Below are 2,258 nucleotides of genomic sequence, written 5' to 3'. Positions count from 1 at the left end.
GGTGCCGTTCATGACGCTGATCCTCAGCCACAGCGGCGTCGAAGCCAGCATGGCCGTCAAGATGGCGATCGCCACGTCGATGGCGACGATTCTGTTCACCTCGCTGTCCAGCGTGCGCGCGCACCACAGCCGTGGTGCCGTGCGTTGGGCCATCGTGCGCGGCATGGCGCCAGGCATTCTGGCGGGCGGCCTGCTCGCGGGTGCCGGCGCGTTCGCGCTGCTCAAGGGCCAGGCCCTGGCGCTGGTGTTCGGCCTGTTCGTCAGCTTCTCGGCCACGCAGATGCTGCGCGGCAAGAAGCCGGCGCCGCATCGCCAGATGCCGGGCTGGGTCGGCCAATCGGCGGCGGGCACCGGGGTCGGTTTCCTGTCGGGCCTGGTGGGCGCGGGCGGTGGTTTTGTCAGCGTACCTTTCATGACCTGGTGCAATGTGCCCATCCACAACGCGGTGGCCACCAGTGCGGCGTTAGGCGTGCCGGTGGCGATCGCCAGCACGCTGGGTTATGTGATCGGCGGCTGGAACCTGCCCGGCGCATTGCCGGGGGCATTCGGCTACCTGTACCTGCCGGCGCTGGTGCTCATCGCCGCCGCCAGCGTCACGATGGCGCCGCTGGGTGCGCGTGCCGCACATGCGATGAACGTGGCGCAGCTCAAGCGCGCCTTCGCAGTGCTGCTGTACGGCCTGGCGATCTACATGTTGTTCAAGGCTTTTGCCGGTTGATTTGGGTATGAACCGTTTCGACGCCGTCGTCATCGGCGCTGGCGCTGCCGGGCTGTTTTGTGCCGCGCAAGCCGGCCAGCGTGGGTTGAAGGTCCTGCTGATCGACCATGCGCCGAAGCTCGGCGAGAAGATTCGCATCTCGGGTGGCGGCCGCTGCAACTTCACCAACCGCGAGGCATCGCCGGCCCAGTTCCTGTCCGAGAACCCGCATTTCTGCCGCTCGGCACTCGCGCGCTACACCGCCGCGGACTTCATCTCACTGGTGCGCCAGTACGGCATCGCCTTCCACGAAAAGCACAAAGGCCAGCTGTTCTGCGACGACTCGGCCGAGCAGATCATCGCGATGCTGCTGCGCGAATGCGACAACGGCCAGGTCACCCGCTGGCAACCCTGCAAGGTCAGCAACCTGCGGCGCGACGGTGACGCCTGGGTGTTGGGCACCGACCGCGGCGAGGTGCAGGCCGCGGCCGTGGTCATTGCCACCGGCGGGCTGCCGGTGCCCAAGATCGGCGCCTCTGATTTCGGGCTGCGCTGGGCTGAACGCTTCGGCCACCGCATCGTCGAGCCACGGCCGGCCCTCGTGCCGCTGACCTTCGACGCCGCCGAGTGGGCGCCCTTCGTGCCGATGGCCGGCATCGCCTTGCCGGTGGCCATCTCTACCGCGAGCCCGGGGCGTCGGGGGCCGGTGCGCACCGAATTCCTCGAAGACCTGCTGTTCACCCACCGCGGCCTTTCCGGCCCCGCGGTGCTGCAGATCTCCAGCTTCTGGCGCCTGGGTCAGGCGCTGCGGGTTGATCTGGCTCCAGGCAAAGACTTGGCCGCCGAGCTGGGCCAGGCCAAGGCACGCTCACGCCGCCAACTCGGCAACGAGTTGACCAGCTGGCTGCCGCAACGCCTGGCCGACGCCTGGCTGGCCAAGCATGGCCCGGCCGCCGACCTGCCGATGCCCCAGTTGCCCGACGCCGCACTGCGCCAACTGGCCACCGGACTGCAGCAATGGGAACTGCAGCCCACCGGCGACGAAGGCTGGCGCAAAGCCGAGGTGATGGCCGGCGGCGTCGACACCCGCGACCTCAGCTCGCAGACGATGGAAAGCAAGCTGCAGCCCGGCCTCTATTTCATTGGCGAGGTGGTCGATGTGACCGGCTGGCTCGGCGGCTACAACTTCCAATGGGCCTGGTCCAGCGGCTATGCCTGCGCCGAGGCGCTGGCGGCTCAGCAACAGGCGGCCAGCGCCGATTTGGCAAGCTGAGTGTTTTCAGAGTAGAATCACTGTCTTTGCTGGCAAACCGCGTGTCGATCTTGTGAAACTCGAGTTCGATGCGGCCCGCTCGAGGTAGGCAAAACCGCCCTCCAGCCCCGCAGCGACGCAAGACACCGAGCGCATCCATCCCCGAAGGATTCTTCAGTCAATGACAACCATCCGAGTCAAGGAAAACGAGCCGTTCGACGTGGCGCTGCGCCGTTTCAAGCGCACCATCGAGAAGCTGGGCCTGCTGACGGAACTGCGCGCTCGCGAGTTCTACGAGAAGCCCACCTC

The 2,258-nt window shown here is 67.1% G+C and carries 3 protein-coding genes; all 3 read left to right on the top strand.

The window, feature by feature from the left end:
• A partial coding sequence (locus tag AC1DYI_RS33205) for a sulfite exporter TauE/SafE family protein (protein ID WP_477208368.1) occupies window positions 1-718 on the top strand: 718 nt, incomplete at its 5' end.
• A 7-nt stretch (window positions 719-725) separates the two neighbouring features.
• Window positions 726-1,970: a BaiN/RdsA family NAD(P)/FAD-dependent oxidoreductase gene (locus AC1DYI_RS33200; RefSeq protein ID WP_477208367.1), complete on the top strand. Its 1,245-nt coding sequence runs from the start codon at window positions 726-728 to the stop codon at window positions 1,968-1,970.
• Window positions 1,971-2,130: 160 nt separating this feature from the next.
• The coding region (gene rpsU / locus AC1DYI_RS33195; protein ID WP_477208369.1) for a 30S ribosomal protein S21 at window positions 2,131-2,258 on the top strand (128 nt) is incomplete at its 3' end.

This window comes from Ideonella sp. P3_A4 (assembly GCF_056403075.1).
The sequence above is the reverse complement of the archived record's forward strand: the minus strand, read 5'-3'. Positions and strand labels throughout refer to the sequence as shown.